Below are 18,372 nucleotides of genomic sequence, written 5' to 3'. Positions count from 1 at the left end.
CTCCCAACCCTCTCCCCCACCCCCCCGCTCCCCCCACCTCCCCCCCCGGCGCCCCGCCAACCCGCCCGCCCCCCCCCCCGGGCCCCCAACATCACCCGGCCGCCACCCGCGGGGGCCGGCCGTTTCAGGGGAGCGGAGGGGAAGCGGGTCAGGCGGCGGGCCGCCGGGTCCGGCGGGCGTGCACCGCCCGGCCCAGCTTGCGGCCGAGCAGCAGGTGACCGAGGAGCGCCCCGGCCGTGTTCATGATCACGTCATCGATGTCGAAGGCCCGGCCGGTGATCAGGGATCCCTGCACCAGCTCCACGCAGAGCATCACCACCGCGGTCAGCGCGAGGACCCTCAGCATGCCGCGGGCGGCCGGGGCCACGATCGGCACCAGCACGCCGAACGGCACGCCCAGCAGGACGTTCCCGCCGACCTGCTTGAGCGCCTGAAGGGGCTCGTAGGTCTCGAAGTACCGCCGCAGCGAGTCACCGGGACGCAGGTTGCTGTGCGTCAGGTCCGCCGAGGCCGGGGAGGGCTCCAGCGTGAGGCGGGCCAGCAGCACCGCGAAGCCCACCAGGAGGGCGAAACCGGCCAGCATGGCCAGCGCCCTCAGCGGCCACGGCAGCGGCCGCGGTCCGGTCGGCGCCGCGATGTCGGCGGTACGGGTAGCGCGTTCAGTCGCCATAGGTGACGGTCACCTTCTCGAAGCCCAGGGAGTGCAGCAGGCCCTCCAGCATTCCGGTCGTGTTCTCCTCGGCCCGTTTCGTCAGACCGCTCTCGTCCGCGGCCTCCCCGATGTGCCGGACGGCGAGCTTCTGCACGGCCTGCTCGCTGTTCGGGTTGTCGGAGAAGAGGTCGCCGAGACGGTCCAGCACACCGCGCTGCTTGGAGACGGCGTACGACCGGTCGGGGTCGAGGGCGGGTTTGCCGAGCTGGGCGTGCGGCAGGCGGAGCGTCGCGACGGTACGGTCCTCGTTCACCGTGACGTCCTTGTCGCCCACCCGGCCGAGGTCGACGTAGGCGTCGACGGTGCCCGCGCCCACGTACAGCGTGCGGCTGCCGCGGACGGCGTCCGGCAGGAACTTCGTGTCCTTCTCCAAGTCCACCACGACCTGGAAGTTGCCGGTGGCCGCGTCGTAGCGGCTGATGTCCTGCACCGATTCCAGCAGTGCGGGACCGGACCGGTCGTGCGTGTCGGTGCCGAACCAGTCACCGGGACCGGGTATCCCGCTGAGTTTGATCCCCGCGGCCAGCGCCAGCAGGACCAGCAGCAGGGCGGCGGCCCATGCCCCCGTCCGCGATCGGCGCCCGGCGCCTGTGGGCTTCGTCGTCATCTCGGCTCCCCCTTTCAGCTGACCTCTTCCCTCCATCCGTCGGCTCAGACCCGACAGTTGGGGCGCACGGACGCGGGCCGCGGACGGCCGTGACAGGGGTGGCCGCAGGGGGCCGACGGAGGGGGTGGGACGTCGCGCGGGGGAACGGCGGCGATGCGGGGAGGAGTGCGACGGCCGACGCCGGCCGTCAGGTCGCTCCGGTCGCCGCCCTGGGGCCCGGGGCGTCCAGCGCCGCGTCGAGGGTGGGCGCCGGGGGCAGCAGTTCGGCCAGCCCGGTGATGCGCAGTATCCTCAGCACCAGCCGGTCGGAGCACACCAGCCGCAGTTCGCCGCCACGGTCGAGGATCCGCCGACGGGCCCGGTACAGCAGTCTGAGGCCGGCGCAGTCGAAGAACTCCACGGGCGTCAGATCGACGACGACGTCGGGTTCGGGGCGGCCCGTCACGGCGTCCATGTGGGGGTGGATCTCCTGCGCGGAGAGGATGTCGATCTCGCCGCGTAACTCCAGGACGATCCGGCCCTGGTGTTCACGGACACGCAGATGCCGGGTCAGGGGCGCGGGTTCCTGCCGCACGACGTTCGCCTCCATCCGGCCGCAGCCTGCCTCGGGTCCGCCCAAGTCCCTTACCTGGAAGGGTAGTTACCCCGATGAGGTGAATTCCAGCATGTTCAATTGACATATGTCTGGTCTTTGGCTGTGAGGCTTGTGTGAGAGCCGTCGCACTCGGGCGGCTCCGGTGCCGCCGGTCCTCCCGGTCCTCCCCGTCCGCACCGCGCCCGGGTGGTCAGCCGACCGTCAGGACCAGTTTGCCCGTGGTGCGCCCCTTCTCGCCCACCGCGTGCGCCCGGGCGGCGTCGGCGAGCGGGAAGGTCTCCGCGATCGCCGCCCGCAGCCTCCCGGTGGCCGCCAGGTCCGCCACCGCCCGCATCCCGGCCTGGTCGGCCTCGACCAGCATGACGGCCGTCCGCACGCCGAGCCGCTCCGCCTCGGCCTCGACCTCCGGCGTCAGGCGCAGCAACGAGACCAGTGTGCCGCCCGGGCGCAGCACCCGCAGCGAGCGCAGGGCGTGCTCCCCGCCCATGGTCTCCAGCACGACGTCCATCCCGGAGACGGCCTCGGCGAAGTCGGTCTCCCGGTAGTCGATCTGCTCGTCCGCGCCCAGCGCCCGCAGGAACCCGTGCTTCTCCGCGCTCGCCGTGCCCACCACATGGGCGCCGCGGGACTTGGCGATCTGCACCGCCACGTGACCCACGCCGCCGGCCGCGGCGTGCACCAGGAGCCGCTGCCCCGGCCCCAGCATCGCCGTGTCCACCAGCGCCTGCCAGGCGGTCAGCGAGACCAGCGGCAGCGCGCCCCCCTGCAGCACGTCCACGCCCTCGGGCCGGGCCACGAAGGCGCGGGCCGGGCCCACGACGTACTCGGCGTGCGAGCCGTGCCCGAAGGGGTACGGCAACATCCCGAACACCTCGTCACCCGATCGGTGGATAGTGACACCGTATCCGGTCTCCACCACCGTGCCGCAGACGTCCCAGCCGAGCACGAACGGAGGGTCGCCGAGGAACGCGCCGGAGGCCCGGTGCTTCCAGTCCGTCGGGTTGAGTCCGGCCGCGCGGACCCGCACCAGCACCTCGCCCGGACGGGGCGAGGGGCGGGGCATCTCCACCTCCCGCAGCACGTCAGGGCCACCGAGGGTGTCCTGCCGGATCGCGCGCATGGTCTTCGAGCCGCTCATGCCGACCAGCCTGCCACCCGCACGCCGGGGGCGCACGGCGGGCCGGGGGGAGCGGGCGCCGGCGGAGGGTAGCGCCCGTGGATCATCCCGATGGAATATTCCCGGCCGAATCGCCGGAGGTTGATCCGGCGGTCGGAATTCCGGCTAAGCTCCCCCGGAGCGCTGCGAGTTGGAACCCCTACGCACCGCGTTCGCCTCACCGTCCGCACCTGCGTGCCCATTTGCCCGCGGTGCCGGAGGGGTGGCCGGCGGTCCGGTCCGCCGGCGTGTCCCCGGGGCGCGTCACGCGCCTCGTCGCGTTGCCCGTCCACCCGTCCGCCAGTCCCCCTCCCGACTCCCCACCCGTCCGCCTGTCGCTCCGACGTGTCGCCCCGAAGGATGCAGATGGATTTCGCCACACCACCGGAGAGGCCCTCGGCCGCCCGGTACAGCTGGTGGCTCATGCCGCTGGCGCTGGGCTCCGGTACGGTCGCCTCCGCCTTCCTCGGCCCGGAACCCGCCCTGACCACCCCCGTGGGAGCCGCGGCCACCGCCGCCGGCGCCGTGTGCGTCCGGCTCCTGCTCAAGTCGCAGGACCGGCTGCGGCGCTCCCGCGAGGAGTTCCACGCCGAGGCCCAGGAGACGGAGCGCCGCTGGCGGCAGCGCGTCGCGGGTCTGGAGAGCGAACTGGCCACCACGCGCGCCCAGGCGGACGCCCGTGTCGCCGCGGAACGCGAGACGCTCGACCGGCGTCTCGCCGAGCGCGACCAGGCGTGGATCGCCACCCGCGAGCGCGACCTGGCCGTCGTGGCCCGCTTCGCCGGACAGCACCTGCCCGAGGCGCTCAGGCGCCTGCGTGACGGCGAGGCGGTCGAGGACCTCCTGCCGCTGATCACCGATGAGCAGGACGTCACGCCCGAGGTCCGCGCCGAGCTGCGCAAGGTGCTGCGCACCGCCCTGATCGGCGTGGAGGAGGAGCTCAACCGCTCCACCTCCGCCGAGCAGGCCGTCATCAGCCTCGGCAACCGCATCCACGTCCTCACCAGCAAGCTCCGCGTGCGCCTGCACGAGATGCAGGGCGAGCACGGCCGCCACCCGGTGGTCGCGCAGGGCCTGATGGAGCTCGACCAGCAGATCGGCCCCGCGGACTGTCTGGCCGCCTCCATCGGCGTGCTGGGCGGCTCGGCCCGCCCCGGCCGCCAGTGGCAGGAGCCCCAGCGCCTGCTCGGCGTGGTCCGCGGCGGCATCGGCCGGATCAAGGACTTCCACCGCGTCGAGGTCCGTCAGCTGCCCGAACTCGGCGTCGACGGCGGTCTGGTGGACCACCTGACGCTGATCTTCGCGCACCTCCTCGACAACGCCGCCCGCTACTCGCCGCCCAGCGAGCCGGTCATCGTCTCCGGCAAGGAGGTGCCCAACGGCGTCGGCATCGAGATCCAGGACGCCGGCAAGGGCCTGAGCGAGGAGAAGAAGCGCGAGGCCGAGCGGTCCCTGGCGGGCGTCGCGGCCGGCTCCGGGCTCGGCGGGCTCTCCGAGGACGCCCACCTCGGCCTGCGGGTGGTGGGCGCGCTGGCCCGCCGCTACGGCATCCGGGTCACCTTCGCCGACTCGCCCTGGCTGGGCACCTCGGTCGTCGTCGTCGTGCCGCACAAGTACTTCAGTCCGCTCGCCGCCGCCCCGGTCGCCACCGCCCCCGAGCGGTCCCCGGGTCTGCCGGCGGTGCCGGCGCAGTCCGCGCCCGGGCACGACACGGACGACGTGGAGACCACCGGGGACTCCACCCCCGGAGGGCTGCCCCGCCGCCGCAGCATCCGGCGGAGCGCGCCCGCCGCACAGCGGGAGCCCGCGCGTGCCGAGGCGGCCGAGGCTCCCGCGCGGCGGTCCGCCGGGGTGCCCGACGTCCCGCCCGACGCCTCGTTCGCCGGCCTCGCCGCCTTCGCCACCGCCGGTCGCGACACCGGCGCACCGGCCCCCCGGGCGGCAGCCGACGACCTCGAGTCCACCGAGCCCCGTACGGAAGAAAGCGACTGGTCCGCATGACGACGCAGCAGGGAACCGATGTCAGCTGGGCGCTCCGCGACCTCGCGGAGAGCATCCCGGAGATCCGTTTCACCCTGGTCGCCTCCAGCGACGGCAAGGCCATCACCTCCTACGGCGCCGAGGACCCGGACGACGTCGACCGCTTCGCCGCCGTGGTCGCCGGACTGCAGGCGCTCGCCCAGCCGGTCGCCGAGCAGTTCCCGGCGGCGGCCGGGCAGCTCCGGCTGGCCATGATCGAGGTCGACGGCGGCCACCTGTTCGTGGTCCGGGCCGGCCAGGAGACCTACCTCGGCGTCCTCGCCAAGGAAGGCCTCGACCAGGGTCTGCTCGGCCACCAGATGCGCGACCTGGCCCGGAGGATGGGGGAGCTCCTCGGCACCACTCCGCGGCTGGAGGAGCACTCTGGATGAGTGCTCCCCGTCGCCCCACCGATCCGGCCGGGCTCGAGCGCTACTACGTCCTCACCGGAGGCCGCAGCAAGCCGGCCGGTCCGGCGGCGACCCTGGACGTGGCGACCCTGGTGGTCTCCCGCACGGGACCTCAGCCGTCGCCGCATCCCGGCCTGCAGCACGAGCACGAGGAGATCCTCCGCCGCTGCCGCGAGCCGCTGTCGGTGGCGGAGCTCGGCGCCCATCTGGGGCTGCCCTTCAACATCATCGCGGTACTCCTGGCCGATCTGCTCGATGCAGGACGCGTGGAAACCCGTGACCCCGTCCCGGCGAACTCCGCCGGACTCGGGCCCGACCTCGCGCTCCTTGAGGAGGTACTCAGTGGACTTCAAAGGCTTTGACCCCACCGGCCGGAGCACGGCGGCCGACGGCACCCGCTCGGTGAAGGTCATGATCGCCGGAGGCTTCGGCACCGGGAAGACCACGATGGTCCGGTCGGTCAGCGACATCCGCCCGCTCACCACGGAGGAGACGCTCACCCAGGCCAGCGTCGGCGTGGACCACCTGGTCGGCGTGACGGACAAGCAGCAGACGACCGTGAGCCTGGACTTCGGCAAGATCGGGATCAACGACGAACTGGTGCTCTACCTGTTCGGCACCCCCGGACAGGAGCGCTTCTGGTTCCTGTGGAACGGCCTTTTCAAGGGGGCGCTGGGCGCGGTGGTCCTGGTCGACACCCGCCGGCTGGCGTCCAGCTTCCGGGCGATAGAGGAGATGGAGCGCCAGGACGTCCCGTTCGTGATAGCGCTCAACATCTTCCCCGACAGCCGCGACCACCCGGTCGAGGAGATCCGTGACGCCCTCGACATCCCGGACGACATCCCGGTCGTGGCGTTCGACGCCCGGGACCGGTCCGCCAGCCGGGACGTGCTCGTCGCCCTCATACGCCATCTGCAGGAACGCGCTCTCGCCCTGGAGCCCCGATGACCGACCGGACCTCTGCAGGCCTCACCGCCGAGCCAGGCTGCCCCGTGGACCACGGGGCAGCCACCCGGCTGTACGGGCCCGAGACGACGCACGACATGGAGGGCGTCTACGCGCGGCTGCGCCGCGAGCACGGCGCGGTGGCGCCGGTCCTGATCGAGGGCGACGTCGCCGCCTGGCTGGTGCTGGGCTACCGGGAGAACCGGCGGGTGCTCGACAACCCGCTCCAGTTCAGCCGGGACGCCCGCATCTGGCGGGACTGGAAGGAGGGCCGCGTCGCCGACGACCTGCCGGTGATGCAGATGGTCGGCTGGCGCCCCGACTGCGTCTCCCAGGACGGCGAGCCGCACCGCCGGCTGCGCGGCGCCGTGACCGACAGCCTCCAGGCGGTCGCGGGCCGCGGCATCCGGCGGCACGTGGCGCACTTCGCGGACAAGCAGATCGACGCCTTCGCCGACGCGGGCCGCGCCGATCTGGTGACCGACTTCGCGGAGTACCTGCCGATGCTGGTGCTCACCCGGCTGTTCGGACTCGCGGCCAGCGAGGGACGCAGCCTCGCCGAGTCCAGCAACCACGTCATCAAGGGCGGCGCGGACGCCCTCGTCCACAACACCCGGATCATGGCCATCCTCGGCGAGCTCGCCGAACGCAAGCGCCGTGAGCCGGGGGCCGACTTCACCAGCGGGCTGCTCTCGCACCCGGCCCGGCTCGACGAGGAGGAGATCCTCCACCACCTCCGGCTGGTGCTGATCACCGCCCACACCACCACCAGCAACCTGCTGGCCCGGGTGTTGCAGGCGATACTGACCGACGACGCCCGTCTCGCGTCCCTGGTCGGCGGGGAGCTCGCGCTGTCCTCCGTGGTCGAGGAGGTCATGTGGAACACGCCTCCGCTGGCCGTGCTGCCGGGACGGTTCGCCACGGCGGACCTCCAGCTCGGCGACGCGGCGGTCAAGGAGGGCGACATGCTCCTGCTGGGGCTGGCGGCCGGGAACCTCGATCCGGAGATCCGCCAGGCCGCCGGAGTCTCGGTCCAGGGCAACCACTCGCACCTGGCGTTCAGTTCCGGCCCGCACGAGTGTCCCGGGCAGGGCATCGGGCACGCCATCATCGAGATCGCCGTCGACGTCCTGCTGCACCGGTTGCCCGGTCTGCGGCTGGCCGCCCCGGCGGACTCGCTGACCTCCACCGCCTCCACCTGGGTCGCCCAGCTGGACAGCCTTCCGGTGGAGTTCCCGGTCAGGTGAGACGCAGGTGAGACGCCCGGCGGGGCCCACCCGGGTCCCGCCGGCACGCGCACGGCCCGGCGGTCGCACCCCTCACGCGGGGGATGCGGCCGCCGGGCCGTGCGCGTCCCGTGCGCGTCCCGTGCGCGCGCCGGGTGTCAGCTCACCTGGAGCAGGTCGTCCACGGAACCTCTCCCGGCCCGCTCGGCGGCGGCCGCGACGGTGTCCTTGTCGGCCGCGTAGCGTCCGGTCACCAGGGCCCACTCGTAGTTGCCGTTGATCCAGTGCTGGATCGCCTCCACGCCCATGCGGGTGCGGGCGCGCTCGTCCTCGGACAGCCCCAGCTCGTCGCACATCGGGGGCACCCGCGCCTCGAGCTCCAGGTACTCCATCAGGCATCCGGCGGTCATCCGGTACGCCTCGGCCGCGGCCTCCTCCCAGGAGCAGCCCATCTCGCGGCGGAGCACGGCGATCAGGTTGTGCCCGTCGCCCCGGCGCCTCTCCCTCTCGAAGGAGTGGATGTCGTTCATGAAGCCGATGACGTCCGAGGCCAGGTCCCGCATCCGCTCCATGACCGGGTGCGCCTGCACCTGGGCCGGCACCTCGAAGCCGCGGCTGCGCTCACCGGCGTCGATGCTGTGGTGGATGCCCACCGTGCGGCGGCGGAACTCCGCGTACTCCTTGACGGTCAGCGTGCCCTCCCGCCCGGCGGCGGCGAGGTCGACCTCCTCGCAGTGGGCGGTCAGGAACCGGCCCCAGGAGGCGGCGAACCGGGTGCGCCAGGTGAGGGACATGCCGCGCGCCAGGTGCTCCCAGACCTCGGCCCAGGCCATGGTGATCGGGCAGACCACCCGCGGGGGAGTGCCCGCCGGGCGCAGCGGGGTGACGATCAGTTCACGGGCCACCTCGGTGATCCGGCCGGCCCGGTCGGGCTGGTTGGCGTCGAACTGGTCGTCGAAGAGGAACGCCAGGGAGAACCAGTTCATCAGGACGGTCATGTCCTCGGCGGAGGCGTAGGGGTAGGTGCGCGCGGCCGCCTGCGCGAGGTCCCACGAGCAGTACTCCTCGAAGCCCGCGTCGCTGCGGACCAGTCCCCGGTCACGGACCCAGCGCAGATGCCGTTCGCGCGCGTACTCCAGATGCGGGCTGACGGGGGTGGAGAAAGGCAGGTCGAACGTGACGTCCTGAGGCATGGGGGTCCTTTCGGGACGGATTAGGGCTCAATTGCGCTATAAATGCGCCAAGTTGAGGCACGGAGCCGTTCCGAAGCTGCCCTCCTGGCCGTGCAGGCATACTCCCCAAACATGTGACCTGTATTACTTTTCGAGGTCATGTGCCGGGTGCACTTTCCTCACCCGTCACACGAAGAACCGGGGCCCCCGTCGTCACGGAGGCCCCGGTCGTGGCACGGTGGCCGGGATCAGTCCCTGCCGTTGCCCTTCGAGCCGTCCGGCCACACGCCGGTCCTGCGCTCCACGGCCTGGGCGCTGGTCCGGTCGATGACCGCCCGGACCAGGGCGAAGATGGCTCCCTGGATCGCGGCCGCCAGCAGGATCTCGCCCCACTGACGGTCGCGGTCGAGGGCGTCCGGCGCGTTGTCCTCCTTCTTGATCGCCTTCCAGGTCTTCTGGAAGGCGGCGGTGGCCAGTCGGCCGCCGCCCCAGCTGACCGCGAAGCCGAGCGGCTTGTAGGCGGCGGGCAGCTTCTGCTTCTTCTGCGTGTAGGTGGCCAAGGGATCTCTCCTTCGTTCCTCGGTCGGGGGAAAGGTCGTGATCGCCGTCCGCGGGCAGGCGGCCCGCGGACGGTCAGGCCGGCGTCGGCCGTCCCGAAGCCGGTACCTCCTCGCCCGGCGGCACCGGTCCCGGCGGAGTGCCGTCACCGAACGGCCGGCCGCCGAGCCGCTCCCGCCCGTGCGGGGTGAGCCAGCCGGCCAGGTCCGGTCCCACCGGCACCACCGCGGTGGGATTGATGCCGGTGTGCACCGTGTAGTAATGACGCTTGATGTGGTCGAAGTCGACCGTGTCGCCGAACCCGGAGGTCTGGTACAGGTCCCGGGCGTAGGCCCAGAGCACCGGGTTCTCCGCCAGCTTCCAGCGGTTGCACTTGAAGTGGCCGTGATAGACGGGGTCGAAACGGACCAGGGTGGTGAACAGCCGGATGTCCGCCTCGGTGATGGTGTCGCCCACCAGGTACCGCTGTCCCTCCAGTCGTTCGGCGAGCCGCTCGAGCCGGGCGAAGACCGCACGGCACGCTTCCTCGTACTCGTCCTGGGTGGTCGCGAAACCCGCCCGGTACACCCCGTTGTTGACGTCCTGGTAGACGTCCTCCATCACCTCGTCGATCTCCGCCCGCAGGGCCCTCGGGTACAGGTCCGGCGCGCCCTCGCGGTGGTGGGCGGTCCACTCGGTGGCGAAGTCGAGAGTCATCCGGTGGAAGTCGTTGGTGACCAGCTTCCCGCTGGGGACGTCGACGAGCGCCGGGACGCTGACGCCGCCGGGGTAGTCGCTCTCGCGCCGGTCGTACGCCTCGTGCAGGTACGCGATGCCCAGCACCGGGTCGCGGCCGTCCGGATCGAGGGTGAAGCGCCAGCTCCGGTCGTCCTGGACGGGGTCGGCGACGGCCATCGAGATCACGTCCTCCAGGCCCAGCAGGCGCCGGGAGACGGCCGCCCGGCTCGCCCACGGGCAGGCCCGGCTGATCACCAGCCGGTAGCGGCCCGGCTCCACCGGCCAGCCGTGCCTGCCGTCCGCCGTGACCCGGTCGGCGAAGTGACTCCGCGACCGCTTGAACTTCTTACGGCCGTACCCGGCGTTTCCCTCGCCGCTCATCGCCGTTCCGCCTTCCCGGTGCCGTCCGCGGACCTCTCGTCCGCTCCCCTGAACTGCGTTCCCCCTTTTCGGCGATCGGCACCGACGAAGAGGGGCGAGGAGGGCATTCGCGGAAGAAGCGCGCGGGCGGGCCCGGGGGCCGGCTCGACGCCGCGTCGGAAAGGAGGTGAAGACACACTGGTGGGCCCCGCCACGACGGGGGAGCGCGGCGGGACCCGACAAGCGTCTGCCCCACCGCACGGGCTTCATGCACAGCGCTCCGGCGGATTTTCCGCCGCCCGCGCACGTCACCCGTCCGGTCGATCCCCGGCCGGACGGGAGCCGGCCGGACGGGAGCCGGCCCCGTGGCCGTCGCGGACTCCGGCCACGCGGTCGTCGCGGAAGTCGGCCCCGCGGCCGCCGCGGGATCCGGATCCGCGGTCGTCGCGAGCCGTCGCCGTCACTCCCGGCAGCCGACCGCGGGGCCCGCTACCATCCCGCCGGTGCGGAAGGTCTGGCCCCGGGGCATCCAGTAGCCCAGCTTGGACACCACGGTGGAGCACGCGTCGGCCGTCGTGGCCCGGACGACCACCGTGGCGGGGCGGCCGGGCTGCAGGTCGGTCAGCGCGCAGTCGAGCGCGTGGGTGAGCCGCTTCTTCGACGGGTGGCGCCCGACCAGCGGGTTCACGCAGCGGGCGTCGTCGGTGGTGAGGCGGATGCCGGATCCCTCCTCTCCGATCACCCCGAACCGGCCGCTGCCGTCACCCTCCTCGCTGTCCCGGTACACGGTGTACGTCAGCGTCGTCGCCCGCCCGGGCCGCAGCTCCTGCCGGTCCACCTCGATGCGGTGCGTGGGCTCGCGCAGCGGCTGGGTGAGGGTGAGGGGGGCGGTCACCTCGCCCCGCACGTCCACACCGGCGGGTGTCGAGCGGACGCGGACCTGGGCGGTGATCTCGTACGTCCCCGGCCCGGGGTAGTCGGCGGAGCCGGGCAGGGCGCCGCGGGCCACCACCTTGCCGTCCTTGCGGGCCGTCCAGCTGCCGGTGGTGCGGCAGGCACGGACCGCGCCGTGCGCCGTCGCACAGGAGGCGGGCGCCGAGAGGGCGAGGGAAGGGCCGCCGGTGGACGTGCACAGGGAGACCGAGGCCTTCTTCCCGCCGCCCTTCCTCAGCACGCCCGCTGGCGCGCAGAGGGTCTCGGCGGCGGCCTCCGCGCCGGGGCCCGGGGACGGAGCCGCCGCGGACGGGCGCCCTCGGCCGTCGTCGGGCGAGGGCGCGGAGGGCTGGGCCACCGCGGCCAGGGTGAGGGCCGCGGCTCCCGCGGTCAGGGCGACACGTGCCCGCCGGGTGAGCGGGATACGCGACGGCGGGGTCGGGGATGCCGGCACCGGTTCCTCCGGGGGGTCGGGAGCGTCGGGTCCGCCGACGAGCATGACCCCCGGCGCACGCCGGGGCCCGCGCGCCGCCGCCGACACGCCGCCCTCTCACGCGGCGGCACCAACGGTCCGCACCCCGGGAGGGTCAGCCGCCGGACTCCGCGGCGAACGCCGTCACGGAGAGCTCCGCCCCGTCGGAGACCGGAACCTCGCCGTTCTCCCACCGCACGCTCAGCGGCCGCCGCTCGTCCGGCGGCGTGATCAGCAAGGTCTCGGGCTTCTCGGCCTTCGACCCGGTCAGCCTCGGATCCGGGAACGACAGCGCCGCCCACACGCTCTCGCCGGCGACGAGGGTGATCCTGCCGGCCGGCGCCTTCCCCACCCGTACGGGATCCGGCCCCAGCTGCCTGCCGTCGGCGTCCGCGAAGGCCGCGCCGGGGAACCCGCGCACGGTGCAGGTGCGGCCCGACTGGTTGGTGAGTGCCAGCGAGAAGCTCCGCTGCCCCGCGCCCGCGTCACCCCGGCCCACGGAGGCCGACAGCCCGGAGGTGTGGCACCGCTCCACGGCGGTACCCGCGGCGGCCGGCTTCCCGTCCGCCCCCGAGGCGGACCCGTCGTCTCCCGCCCAGCAGCCCGTCAGCAGGAGGGAAAGGGGCAGTGACGCTGCCGCCGTCCCCAGGATGCGGCGGTGTCGCGTCGCGTGCGAGAGGCCCATGGTCGTCCACTCCCCGGAAGATCGGCGTGCCGGAACCTGCCCGCCATGGTCCTCCGGCCCACCGGATTCGGAAAGACCCCCTCCGCACGCCTCACGCCTCGTCGAGCAGCGCCAGTTCCGCCCAGATCGTCTTGCCTTCCTGCGTGTGGCGGGTGCCCCACCGCTGGGTCAGCTGGGCCACCAGCAGCAGGCCGCGGCCGCCCTCGTCGAAGGTCCGCGCCCGGCGCAGGTGCGGGGCGGTGTGGCTGCTGTCCGACACCTCGCAGATCAAGGTCCCCGCGCCGTGGATCAGCCGCAGCCGGATGGGCCGGGAGCCGTAACGGATGGCGTTGGTGACCAGCTCGCTGACCACCAGCTCGGCGGTGAAGGAGGCCTCCTCCAGACCCCAGTGCTCCAGCTGCTTCACCGACTGCTTGCGGATCGCCGCCACCAGCGCCGGGTCGGCGGGGATGTCCCAGGTCGCCACCTTCGAGGAGGGCAGCCCCCGGGTGCGGGCCAGCAGCAGCGCCACGTCGTCGGCCACGTCGCTCTTGGGCAGCAGCGTCGCCAGGATGTGCTCGCAGCTCGCCTCGAGCGACTCGGCCGGCTCCGCCAGCGCCTCCTGCAACTGGATGCGGCCCGCGTCCATGTCCAGACCGCGGTTCTCCACCAGGCCGTCGGTGTAGAAGGCGAGGACCGTCCCCTCGGGGAGTTCCAGGTCGGCCACCTCGAACGGCAGTCCGCCCACGCCCAGCGGCGGACCGGCCGGCATCTCGACCGGCTCCGGCAGACCGCCCGGACGGACCATGAGCGGCGGCTGATGCCCCGCGCGAGCCATGGAGCAGCGCCGGGACACCGGGTCGTACACCGCGTACAGACAGGTCGCGCCCACCTCGCCCGGACTCCCCTCGCCGCCCGCCTCCTCGGAGAGCCGGACCACCAGATCGTCGAGGTGGGTGAGCAGTTCCTCGGGCGCGAGGTCGATGTCGGCCAGGGTGCGCACCGCGGTCCGCAGCCGCCCCATCGTGGCGGAGGCCTGGACGCCGTGGCCCACCACGTCGCCGACCACCATCGCCACCCGCATGCCGGAGAGCGGGATGATGTCGAACCAGTCGCCGCCCACCCCGCCGGCGCGGGCCGCCGGCAGGTAGCGCGAGGCGGCCTCCAGAGCGGCGGTGACGGGCAGCGAGCGCGGCAGCAGGCTCCGCTGGAGCGCCAGCGCCACCTCCCGCTCACGCGAGTAGCGCCGGGCGTTGTCGATGCACACCGCGGCCGTCGCCGCGACCTCCTCCGCCAGCAGCACGTCGTCACGGGAGAACGCTTCCTGCTGCCGGTGCCGGGCCAGCAGGGCCACGCCCAGGATCATCCCGCGGGCCCGCAACGGCACGGCCATCGCCGAGTGCACGCCGATGTCCAGCACCCGGCGGCCGAGCCCCTCCCGGTAGGAGAAGCGGCGCGCCAGCACCTGCGGGGTGTCGGTGAAGACCAGGGTCCGCGCCTGGCTGAGCGACTCCGCCTGGAGGCTGGACGCCGGATAGGAATCCAGCTCGCCGATGTCGGGGAGCGCCGAGGAGCGGCCCAGCACCGAGCGGTCGGCGACCCGGCGCAGCTTCACCGGCACCGACGGCGGGGGCGGTTCCGACGGCGGGTCGCCGCCGTGCTCCGGGTCCAGCAGGTCCACGGAGACGAAGTCGGCCAGCGCCGGCACGAGCACGTCCGCGAACTCCTGCGCGGTCCGGCGGACGTCCAGCGTGGTCCCGACCCGGGTGCTCGCCTCGTTCACCAGCTGGAGGCGCTCGCGGGCGCGCAGCTGCTCGGTGAAGTCGTGGGCGGCCACCGAGACGCCGCAGACCGCGCCCGTGCCGTCGCGGACCGGGGCCATGCTGGTCAGCCAGGCGCGGATCGTCCCGCCGCCGCCCAGCTGGGGCAGGTAGGTGCGCACCGAGAAGTGCTTGCCGGTCTCCAGGACCTGGCGCATGGTCTGCTCGACCTCCGCCAGTTCCGGGCGCTCGCCGATGTCGGACACCCGCAGTCCGCGCAGCCGCTCGGCCGGGGCGCCCATCACCCGCGCCATGTCGCCGTTCATCGCCCGTAGCCGCAGACCGGAGTCGAAGACGGCCATCGCGCAGGGGGACTGCACCAGCTCCACCGTCGCCAGCGGATCGTCGGGGCGCAGCGGGGCCGCGGTCTCACCGACCGGCGCCACCAGGAGCCAGCTGCCCGGGGCGTCGTCCCGCGGAGGTCTGTGGTGGGCGATCAGACCGACCCGCACGGTCCGCCCGTCCCGGTGACGCAGGGGCACCGTGGCGGTGATCCGGTCCGCGACGGGCGCGGGATCGGCCGGCAGGCCACCGGGATCACCGTCACCGGCGATCAGGGTGGAGGCGCGGAGGCCCACGATCTCGTCGGGGGCGTGGCCCAGGAGCCGCACCGCGCCCTCGCTCCACTCGAGCACGACACCGTCGTCGCCGACCACGGCGCGGGCCGTCGCGGCATCGTCGAGCGGGTTGACCGGGCTCATGGTCGGCACTCCATCGCGGACACTTTCCGTGACCGTCGCGTCACGTCGGTCCCAGCGTAGTACCTCGGACGGGGGCGCGTGCCGCGCCCTTGGGCCGAGCGGGCGGCGGCTCCCGCGCGCCCGCCCGGGGAGACCGCCCCCTCCACCCTTTCGGGTACCGGGCCGAATGGGTGTTCCCCAGGCTGTGACCTGCGGGAATTTACCCCCGGTCGGGTGAGCGGTACCGTGGCGCCATGCCAGCTCTCAATGTCGAGTTCAGCGACCGTGAGCTCGAGGACCTGCGGCAGATCGCCAAGGAGCGCGGTACCTCCATGAAGGCCCTGGTCCGGGAGGCCGCCGCCGCCGACATAGCGCGGCACCGTGCCCTCCAGGAGGGCGCCGAGGCCTTCCGCCGCTTCTTCACCACGCACGCGGACGAGTTCGCCGCCGCCTTCCCGGACGACGAGCCTCCGGTCCGCGGCGCGGGGCGGGCCGCCTGACGCATGACCTCCGTCCTGCACGTCGACGTCCCCTGGCTCCTCCAACGCCACGAGGAGGTGCTGCCGGACCAGCCGACGGTCAGCGACTTCTCGGCCCTGGTGGCCGCGGTCGCCCGGCACCGGGTGGACCCGCCGCGCCTGGGCGTGGACTCCGACCCCGCCTGGCGCGCCGCCGCCCTCCTGCACACCATCGCCGTGCTCAGGCCGCTGCCGTCCTCCAACGCCCGCTTCGCCTGCGCCACGGCGGTGGCGTACATGTACGCCAGCGGGGCGGGGATCGACCCGCCCTACGGCGCGCTCGTCGACCTCGCCCGCGAACTGATCGCGGGCAAGGCCGACGTCTACGCGGCCGCCGACCGTCTCAGGGAGTGGCAGCTGTGACGCGTGGGCGGCGCGGGACACGTCAGCGCCGCCTTCGGTGGCTGGTGTCGCACCACGGGTAGCGCTCGCTGAGCCGGCAGGTGCACAGGGCCACCCGGAAGCGGTCCGAGGACGCCACGGTGCCGTCCTCCAGTTCCACCTCGACCGGTCCGTCGACCAGCATCGGGCCACGGCGCGGCACCACGATGCGCCGGGCCTCCGCAGGCCGCTGCGAGGCGCCCGGGGCGGGTGTGCGCTCAGACGGGTCGTTCGGCACGGACCACCACCAGTTCCTCCCGCTCCGCGCGGGCCTGTTCCGGGGAGATCATCCCCCGGTGCCTCAACCAGTTCACCCGGTCCCTGAGCACCGGGCCGAACGCCACCTGGCGTCGCAGGGTCACCGCCGCCTTCAGCCCGGCCGCCCGCAGCTGCTCCACGGAGGCGGCGGGACCGCTCAGCGCCGAGTGCACCATCAGCAGCACGCCGCCCGGACGCAGCAGCTCCGGCGCCTCCCGGCAGATCCGGTCCACGACCAGCCTCCCGTCGTCCCCGGCGTCCCAGGCGCGGGCCTCCCTGGGGCGGCCGCGCGAACCGCCCGGAGGGGTCGGCACGTACGGCGGATTGCTGGTGATCAGGTCGAACGACTCACCCCGGACGGGGTCGAACAGGTCGCCGCGCACGGCGCGCACCCGCACCCCGTGCAGCAGGGCGTTGAGCCGGACGCCGGCCACCGCGCGGCGGGAGACGTCCACGGCCGTGACCTCGCCGCCGCGGCGGGCGGCGGCCAGGGCCAGTGCCCCCGAACCGGTGCCCACGTCCAGCACGCGGCCGCCGGCGGGGAAGGGCTCGTCCTCCAGTGCCTCGGAGAGGAGGAGCGTGTCGTCCTGGGGGGCGTACACACCAGGGATAACCAAAGGTCGCTTCACACGGGCCGAATACCCAGGCCGGGCCGCACCATGGCCGGTGGGCCCCCCGCCGTCACCCGTCCAGGTCCGTCCCGTCGCGCGCTCCGGGGGCCCGGCGACCGTCCCGCTCACGCGGACACCGCCACGGGCTCCGGCAGCTCGGAGCGCAGCGCCGGACGGTCGGCCCGCCAGCAGGCCATGACGTGGTCACCCAGACGGTCCTCCAGGAAGACCGTCGCGTCCATGCCGAACACGACGTCGTCCTCCAGGTACGGCTCCACCTCCAGCAGACCGCCGATCACCTCGTGCCGGACCACCTGCTCGTGCACGGCGTCCGCCTCGACGTGCTCGTCGTAGAAGAACTCGGCCGCGGGTCCCGCGCCGGTACGGCGCATGGCCTCGGCCAGCCGCCGGGAACCGGGGGAGGAGGTGATCTCCACGGTGGCGAAGTGGCCCACCAGCGCGCCGCGCAGCGCGCGGTGCAGGCCCAGCAGCGACATCAGGTTGACCACGGCCAGCGCCGGGGCGGGCGAGTGCTCGAGGTAGACGCCGTAGGAGGTCTCCAGGCCCAGGTCCGCCATCAGGTCGGCGAACAGCTTGGCGTGCACCCGGTCGGCGCGGCCGCCGCCGAACTCGTCGAACTCCACCGACACCATGGCCGCCTTGGCGCGCCCCCACAGCCGGGGCAGCACCCAGGCGTGCGGGTCCGCCTCCTTCAGGTGGTAGATCGACCGCATCGCGGCGTACTCCCGCAGGTGGCGCAGCTCGCCCTCGTCGCGCAGGAACCAACTGACGCCGGTGCCCTCGACGGGCTCCGTCTCGAGCTCCTTGACGGCGGAGCGCACGTCGCGGTGCACCTCGACGTCCCGGCGCAGCGCCGCGAGGAACCGGTTCTCCATCGCCCGGCGCACCGTGAGCAGGGCCGGGTCCCACTCCAGGGCGGGGTCCACACCGGCGAAGCCGCGGTAGTGCAGTTCGTAGCAGCAGTACAGGGCGAGCTGGAGGTCGTCGCCGTAAGGGTCGGCCTCGGCGGCGAGCTCCGCGCCGGGGGGCGGGCCCTCGCCGCGCAGCAGGGCGAGGACGCCCTGGGACAGCGGGCCACGGGAGGAGGGGAGCTCGGGGGAGTGCCGGTCGTGAAGGGCGTCGCGGTCGTGACTCATGCGGCCCGGGTACCCGCCGCGACGCCGGGTACCCGGGCGGACCGCCAGGTCAGCCGTCCCGCCGGGCCTGCTCCTGGGCCCGCGGGTTCGGCGAGGTGGCGTCGCCGGCCTCGCCGGAGCGGCCAGCACCCTCCTGGTCCCGGCCGTCGGCGCGGGCCGCGGCCTCCTCCGCCTCGCGGAAGGCCTCGGCCAGCGCGGTGCGCGGCGGGTCGTCCTGACGGTCGCGGTCACTGTGGTGGTGGTTCACCGTTCGTCTCCTCGGAATCGCCGGTTCGGGACGCCCCGCCCGCGGGCCGCCCGAGGGCGGCCCCGCGCCGGGGCCACCTGCGGGTACCCGGCACCGCCACGAACAGACCCGGCTCCGCCGGGGCCCCGGCGGAGCGGTGACCCGGCCCTGCGTC

The 18,372-nt window shown here is 73.7% G+C and carries 21 protein-coding genes; 7 read left to right on the top strand and 14 right to left on the bottom strand.

Annotation, left to right across the window (positions count from 1 at the left end; all coding sequences use genetic code 11):
* Positions 1-148: 148 nt before the first annotated feature.
* The 4 genes from ABT026_RS23130 to ABT026_RS23115 all read right to left on the bottom strand — a co-directional run bounded on the left by ABT026_RS23130 (position 149) and on the right by ABT026_RS23115 (position 3,052).
* The gene (locus tag ABT026_RS23130) at positions 149-670 is read right to left on the bottom strand and encodes a VanZ family protein (RefSeq protein WP_351116944.1); all 522 of its coding nucleotides are present in this window, start codon (positions 668-670) and stop codon (positions 149-151) included.
* On the bottom strand, positions 660-1,319 hold the full coding sequence (locus tag ABT026_RS23125) for a DUF4230 domain-containing protein (protein WP_351116942.1): 660 nt from the start codon (positions 1,317-1,319) through the stop codon (positions 660-662). The genes ABT026_RS23130 and ABT026_RS23125 overlap by 11 nt, the downstream gene beginning before the upstream one ends.
* A gap of 187 nt (positions 1,320-1,506) precedes the next feature.
* Positions 1,507-1,908: an anti-sigma factor antagonist gene (locus ABT026_RS23120; RefSeq protein ID WP_351116941.1), complete on the bottom strand. Its 402-nt coding sequence runs from the start codon at positions 1,906-1,908 to the stop codon at positions 1,507-1,509.
* A 196-nt stretch (positions 1,909-2,104) separates the two neighbouring features.
* Positions 2,105-3,052: an NADP-dependent oxidoreductase gene (locus ABT026_RS23115; RefSeq protein WP_351116939.1), complete on the bottom strand. Its 948-nt coding sequence runs from the start codon at positions 3,050-3,052 to the stop codon at positions 2,105-2,107.
* A gap of 384 nt (positions 3,053-3,436) precedes the next feature.
* Here ABT026_RS23115 and ABT026_RS23110 point away from each other — a divergent pair, with 384 nt between their 5' ends.
* Genes ABT026_RS23110 through ABT026_RS23090 form a run of 5 tightly spaced genes read left to right on the top strand, consistent with a single transcriptional unit; the run spans position 3,437 to position 7,691 of the window.
* Positions 3,437-5,071, top strand: coding sequence for an ATP-binding protein (locus ABT026_RS23110; protein WP_351116937.1), 1,635 nt, complete (start codon positions 3,437-3,439; stop codon positions 5,069-5,071).
* Complete coding sequence (locus tag ABT026_RS23105; RefSeq protein WP_108955638.1) at positions 5,068-5,481, top strand: roadblock/LC7 domain-containing protein; 414 nt, start codon at positions 5,068-5,070, stop codon at positions 5,479-5,481. The genes ABT026_RS23110 and ABT026_RS23105 overlap by 4 nt, the downstream gene beginning before the upstream one ends.
* Positions 5,478-5,861: a DUF742 domain-containing protein gene (locus ABT026_RS23100; RefSeq protein WP_108955637.1), complete on the top strand. Its 384-nt coding sequence runs from the start codon at positions 5,478-5,480 to the stop codon at positions 5,859-5,861. Before ABT026_RS23105 ends, ABT026_RS23100 begins: the two co-directional genes overlap by 4 nt.
* Positions 5,842-6,447: a GTP-binding protein gene (locus ABT026_RS23095; RefSeq protein WP_351116934.1), complete on the top strand. Its 606-nt coding sequence runs from the start codon at positions 5,842-5,844 to the stop codon at positions 6,445-6,447. Before ABT026_RS23100 ends, ABT026_RS23095 begins: the two co-directional genes overlap by 20 nt.
* Positions 6,444-7,691, top strand: a complete 1,248-nt coding sequence (locus tag ABT026_RS23090; RefSeq protein ID WP_351116932.1) for a cytochrome P450 — start codon at positions 6,444-6,446, stop codon at positions 7,689-7,691. Before ABT026_RS23095 ends, ABT026_RS23090 begins: the two co-directional genes overlap by 4 nt.
* 137 nt (positions 7,692-7,828) lie before the next feature.
* Here ABT026_RS23090 and ABT026_RS23085 read toward each other — a convergent pair whose 3' ends face one another.
* From ABT026_RS23085 to ABT026_RS23060, 6 genes are all read right to left on the bottom strand, one after another.
* Complete coding sequence (locus tag ABT026_RS23085) at positions 7,829-8,863, bottom strand: 7-epi-alpha-eudesmol synthase (protein WP_351116931.1); 1,035 nt, start codon at positions 8,861-8,863, stop codon at positions 7,829-7,831.
* A gap of 227 nt (positions 8,864-9,090) precedes the next feature.
* Positions 9,091-9,402, bottom strand: coding sequence for a DUF4235 domain-containing protein (locus ABT026_RS23080; protein WP_351116929.1), 312 nt, complete (start codon positions 9,400-9,402; stop codon positions 9,091-9,093).
* 73 nt (positions 9,403-9,475) lie between these two features.
* A complete protein-coding gene (locus ABT026_RS23075) occupies positions 9,476-10,498 on the bottom strand; it encodes a glutathione S-transferase family protein (RefSeq protein WP_351116927.1) in 1,023 nt (340 codons plus the stop codon).
* A 439-nt stretch (positions 10,499-10,937) separates the two neighbouring features.
* The gene (locus ABT026_RS23070) at positions 10,938-11,864 is read right to left on the bottom strand and encodes a hypothetical protein (protein WP_351116925.1); all 927 of its coding nucleotides are present in this window, start codon (positions 11,862-11,864) and stop codon (positions 10,938-10,940) included.
* 133 nt (positions 11,865-11,997) lie between these two features.
* Positions 11,998-12,567, bottom strand: coding sequence for a DUF4232 domain-containing protein (locus ABT026_RS23065; RefSeq protein ID WP_351116923.1), 570 nt, complete (start codon positions 12,565-12,567; stop codon positions 11,998-12,000).
* A 91-nt stretch (positions 12,568-12,658) separates the two neighbouring features.
* Positions 12,659-15,067: a SpoIIE family protein phosphatase gene (locus ABT026_RS23060; RefSeq protein ID WP_351116921.1), complete on the bottom strand. Its 2,409-nt coding sequence runs from the start codon at positions 15,065-15,067 to the stop codon at positions 12,659-12,661.
* Between the two features lie 233 nt (positions 15,068-15,300).
* Between ABT026_RS23060 and ABT026_RS23055 the strand changes: the two genes are divergently transcribed.
* Both ABT026_RS23055 and ABT026_RS23050 read left to right on the top strand, forming a co-directional pair.
* Positions 15,301-15,546 (top strand): hypothetical protein, encoded by a 246-nt coding sequence (locus ABT026_RS23055; protein ID WP_108955630.1) that lies wholly within the window; start codon positions 15,301-15,303, stop codon positions 15,544-15,546.
* A gap of 3 nt (positions 15,547-15,549) precedes the next feature.
* Positions 15,550-15,927: a toxin Doc gene (locus tag ABT026_RS23050; protein ID WP_351116919.1), complete on the top strand. Its 378-nt coding sequence runs from the start codon at positions 15,550-15,552 to the stop codon at positions 15,925-15,927.
* Between the two features lie 22 nt (positions 15,928-15,949).
* On the opposite strand, the gene ABT026_RS23045 is transcribed toward ABT026_RS23050, so the two are convergent.
* The 4 genes from ABT026_RS23045 to ABT026_RS23030 all read right to left on the bottom strand — a co-directional run bounded on the left by ABT026_RS23045 (position 15,950) and on the right by ABT026_RS23030 (position 18,218).
* Positions 15,950-16,183 carry a CDGSH iron-sulfur domain-containing protein gene (locus ABT026_RS23045; RefSeq protein WP_382558169.1) on the bottom strand — a complete coding sequence of 78 codons (234 nt, stop codon included), beginning with the start codon at positions 16,181-16,183 and terminating at the stop codon, positions 15,950-15,952.
* Positions 16,164-16,805, bottom strand: a complete 642-nt coding sequence (locus ABT026_RS23040) for a HemK2/MTQ2 family protein methyltransferase (protein ID WP_351116917.1) — start codon at positions 16,803-16,805, stop codon at positions 16,164-16,166. Before ABT026_RS23040 ends, ABT026_RS23045 begins: the two co-directional genes overlap by 20 nt.
* A 134-nt stretch (positions 16,806-16,939) precedes the next feature.
* Positions 16,940-17,971 carry an iron-containing redox enzyme family protein gene (locus ABT026_RS23035; protein ID WP_351116915.1) on the bottom strand — a complete coding sequence of 344 codons (1,032 nt, stop codon included), beginning with the start codon at positions 17,969-17,971 and terminating at the stop codon, positions 16,940-16,942.
* Positions 17,972-18,020: 49 nt separating this feature from the next.
* Positions 18,021-18,218, bottom strand: coding sequence for a hypothetical protein (locus ABT026_RS23030; RefSeq protein WP_351116914.1), 198 nt, complete (start codon positions 18,216-18,218; stop codon positions 18,021-18,023).
* Between the last annotated feature and the right edge of the window lie 154 nt (positions 18,219-18,372).

The sequence above is a fragment of the Streptomyces sp. NPDC002734 genome (assembly GCF_040295685.1).
Lineage (GTDB): Bacteria > Actinomycetota > Actinomycetes > Streptomycetales > Streptomycetaceae > Streptomyces.
The sequence above is the reverse complement of the archived record's forward strand: the minus strand, read 5'-3'. Positions and strand labels throughout refer to the sequence as shown.